Genomic DNA, 3,762 nt, shown 5'->3' with positions numbered 1-3,762 from the left:
TAATTTGTACTCGGCGCTGAAGGTGCGACGCGTGCGCTTTTCGAGAGCTGGTTCGGGCTTGACTTGGTTATCGGGCAAGGGGTCAGTGGCTGGCTTTGGCACGAGGGTTTTCTCCTTGAGTAACCCGCCCTCAAATCTATGTTATCTGCGCAGCTGACTGTCTAGTCCCAGGTTGACACAGAGGGGGTCGACTTTCTCTGCCGGGCGATCGCTACGTTCCTACGGTCGATTTCTCACGTAAGCGTTAAACGCGGGTGACTGGCAAGCTCTCGCCATATGAAGAACCATGCGCAAAGCCCTCTCTCCCAAGCAGCAAGTGATTTACGAGGCGATTGTACATTTTGTGCGCCATCGTAGATACCCACCTACTTATCGCAAACTGATGCGAGTGGCAGGTTTATCAAGTCTCGCGCCCGTCCAGTCCCGGCTCAAAAGCATCGAGCGTAAGGGCTGGATTCGGCGCAGACCAGGGTATGCCAGGGCGATAGAGCTGGTGGAGGTGGCACTGTCAAAGACCTGTGCCAACTGCCAGCACTGGCAGGACATGGGAGCGGAGCCGGTGCATGCATCCAGATCGCAGACAGCGTGACATTTCTCGAAGCATCCGAAGATTGTGCGATCGTTCCCGAAACCTTTGGCTGCTGCCATTAGCAGCCAAAACCGGAGGAAATCGAACTTGTTGCTGATCAAAGCTGAAGACGGCTGGTACTTACAATTACAAAGACGCGAAATAGTACTCGCTACTTGCCGCGCTAATCCATTCGACTCGTTGCCGGGTAAAGAGTACTGCGAGATCCGACCGGTGGACGTATTGCGAGATGACGACTATGGCACCTACGAGTGCATTGGCCCGATCCCGCATGACACGCCTACAAAAGATGACCCGAAGGCGTCTGACGCTTCCGGCGAGATCGCCGAGCGGCGAGCCCAAGCGATACTCGTTGCGATCGTTCAAGCCTACGTGTCGGGGGCTAAGGTGTACTAGCCTTTCTTACCGGGGGGACCAAGCCACGCCTTCGCCGCAACCCCAGATCGGTCTTCTCGAATCCGATCGCAAATCGCAACTGCCTTCCCTAACCAGACTATCCGTGTGCTTGCTACTCGGGGAGGTCGAGCAAAATGGCGCTGCTTTAGACTAGCAACGATTTCCTGCAGGCGCACCGCCGGAAGGAGCCCGTCTGCGCGATCGCTTGCCAGGTCGGGCCGTCGCTCTGGACAAATCCGATCTCCTGCCCGCCGTCGCGCCATCCTGCGCGGACACGGTGCCGATATGCCTTCAAGCTAAGTACAAGTACTCCCCGCCACCTTCGCTGACGAAGAGATCCAAGCCCGCATAGCACAGACTTAAGGATGCTCGAATCCGCAAGAACTAATCCAGGTAGGGATTTCAGGCGCTTGAGAAGCGGTTCTCCTGACTTGTTTAATGCATGTCGGCAATGTCGTGAGTCGATCCCCACCCTTGACCTGCCGTTGAGTTGAGTTTTTAGGAGCCAAGATGTCATATCCTCAACCCACTTAAATCAAGTGTTATGGCTTAAGTCAGTGCCATTCGGCCCAAGCCTACCTCGACCTTTGCCTAACTCCTTATGGGTTCTGGTTAGTTGTCCGCAAACGGTGTAATAGAGCAAGTGGACTGCGCCACTCGATTTCCCTGCTCGTGCAGGTGGAGTCGCGTGCGGGACTGGTCGATTTTGTCAACAAGACTGTCAGCACGTAACAACGCGACAGCTGGCGTTTGCCACGCACCGCGGATGGATTCTGCCGACGATTGACTGTATCGGCGATCCCGACCCCTCGGCGTTGTCCGCAACCAGATATTTTTTATGTAATACAGCGTTAATTGATGGAAATATGCCTTGAGCAAGGGCTTTCTTTGCGTTGTATTTGATGTTGTACAACTGCTGCAGAATCAACGACTTAAAAATTAGCACCACCTCTCCCAGCTTGCGTCCAGTGTTGCTCTTGCGTTCTTTCACGTAGACTTGGTTGAGGGTCGGTCAGAAGCGTCCCAGGAATGAGCTCGTTGAACTACTGGAGAAAGTGCTTCTGTTTAGCCAGTATAGCTGCCTTTGTTTCCAATCTCAAAAGCCCGTTTATCCCATCCAACTACCCTCTCTCAAAGCTTATTGTTCGAAGACGCTCCATATATTTCTGAGGTGCCCTAGATTGTTACAGGAGGTTGGGTAGTCCTGCACAGTGAGGGTGGAGCAGGTGCAGAACTGTAAGTTAGCCATTTTTTTATTCAGCAGGATTATCATACTTCAGAACTATATAAATTTTTGTATTCTTCTTCCACGAATTCAAATCCTCTTGACTTTGCTGTCTGTGGATAAAAGGCTTGTTGAATCTTGCAAACAAACTTGTCAACAATGTCTTTAGCTAAGCGTGGCTTCTGCTTATCAAGCGCCTCTCGGATCTCAGCCGAAGCTCTCTTTTTACCTTCTTCAAGTTTACCCTTAATCTGGAATGCTGTAAGAGCAATCATCAAAATACTGATAACAGGAACAATACTGGAAGCTAGTATTTCGGCAGCTGCCTCAGCAGCCGCACCTGCCGCCGCATCCGCCGCCGCATCAGCTGCCGCATCCGCCGCTGCAGTTGCAGCTGCATCAGCCACTGCCGAGACAGCTGCATCAGACACCACAGTTGCAGCTGTCTCGGCAGCCGCCTCGGCAGCCGCGCTCGCACCCACCCCAGCCAAGCCACTAGTAATGAGCCCTTGGCTAAGCGATAGTATAAGCGGTACGGCAATGCCATAAGCAGCGAGTCCACTTCTGTTAACAGATAGAGCTGACAAAGCTCTCCCTGATTTCATCTGCTTGACTATTTGCTCCAAACCAGCTTGAAGATTATCCCATTCCTCAGCATAGAAAGAAAATGTTTCATCACAATCAAAGTCTTCTTTGATTTCTTCTCCATATTTTGCTATTTCCTCAGTGAGGGTACATATATATATGTCATACGTTTCCTGACTCAATTCATTAATTTTACTAAGGGTTTCATGTCTAGGGAAAATATGCTTTTCCAATAGTTTTTTTCACCTTCTTGTCTTGATATGCTTCTTTTTCTTCTTTGCTCTTCTTTCCCACCAATTGAAATCCACTTGCGATACGCGAGACAAGTTCGGGAAGGGTAAAATATTCATCTACAAAAGCATCTATTTTTTTTCAAAATCCCACTTTTCAAAAACAAAGCATTTTGGATTTTCAAGTGCCTTTTGCTCGGCCGTGCTCATAGCGGAAGCCATCATTCTGCTCTGCCATCTGATTATTTTTAAATTTCTCGTGAACTTAGGATTTGTGTTCGTCGTGTTTACGAATGGATAACGTATTCCCTTACCTGTAATTACTTTGCGCAACAGGAAGTATACGAATAGAGCTACAACAACCCCTAAAATGATACCTATCACAACATTATTCATGGTGTACTCCTAGCAAACAAAAACAATTTCACAAGCTTAAGATATATTATTTAAAAAATATCAACAAACAATCGATCTAAAATTTGTAAACAAAAAAACAAGAATATTTATTCAGCTTGAAAATTAAGCTCAATTTTATTCAAGTCAAATGTTTATCTAACGATCTAATGTTCAAACAGCAGAAGAAACTCAACTTAGTGGAACTTATTTCATGTGAAATTGGCAGAAAGATGAAAGCTTGATGCCGCTTGATAGCTTGAGTTGCTCAAAATCGGTTAAATGCAAGACGACTGGAGCATAGGGATTTGGGCTTTTCAAGGGTCGATAAGGGTGTTCTGATA

4 protein-coding genes are annotated in these 3,762 nt (G+C 48.2%); 2 read left to right on the top strand and 2 right to left on the bottom strand.

The genetic code is table 11. The features are described 5' to 3' along the window. The first annotated feature begins 286 nt into the window (after positions 1–286). Positions 287–589 carry a LexA family protein gene (locus KR51_RS21300; RefSeq protein WP_022607628.1) on the top strand — a complete coding sequence of 101 codons (303 nt, stop codon included), beginning with the start codon at positions 287–289 and terminating at the stop codon, positions 587–589. 87 nt (positions 590–676) lie between these two features. Then, positions 677–985 carry a hypothetical protein gene (locus KR51_RS10835; RefSeq protein ID WP_022607626.1) on the top strand — a complete coding sequence of 103 codons (309 nt, stop codon included), beginning with the start codon at positions 677–679 and terminating at the stop codon, positions 983–985. Positions 986–2,254: 1,269 nt separating this feature from the next. Here KR51_RS10835 and KR51_RS20255 read toward each other — a convergent pair. Both KR51_RS20255 and KR51_RS10815 read right to left on the bottom strand, forming a co-directional pair. Next, on the bottom strand, positions 2,255–3,028 hold the full coding sequence (locus KR51_RS20255; RefSeq protein WP_022607622.1) for a hypothetical protein: 774 nt from the start codon (positions 3,026–3,028) through the stop codon (positions 2,255–2,257). Between the two features lie 129 nt (positions 3,029–3,157). Then, the gene (locus KR51_RS10815; RefSeq protein ID WP_022607620.1) at positions 3,158–3,421 is read right to left on the bottom strand and encodes a hypothetical protein; all 264 of its coding nucleotides are present in this window, start codon (positions 3,419–3,421) and stop codon (positions 3,158–3,160) included. Positions 3,422–3,762 lie beyond the last annotated feature (341 nt).

It is taken from the genome of Rubidibacter lacunae KORDI 51-2 (assembly GCF_000473895.1).
GTDB lineage: Bacteria > Cyanobacteriota > Cyanobacteriia > Cyanobacteriales > Rubidibacteraceae > Rubidibacter > Rubidibacter lacunae.
The sequence above is the reverse complement of the archived record's forward strand: the minus strand, read 5'-3'. Positions and strand labels throughout refer to the sequence as shown.

Coding starts and splice junctions, on each gene's coding strand:
- KR51_RS21300 (WP_022607628.1), top strand. CDS start 287: ATGCGCAAAGCCCTCTCTCCCAAGCAGCAAGTGATTTACGAGGCGATT.
- KR51_RS10815 (WP_022607620.1), bottom strand. CDS start 3,421: ATGAATAATGTTGTGATAGGTATCATTTTAGGGGTTGTTGTAGCTCTA.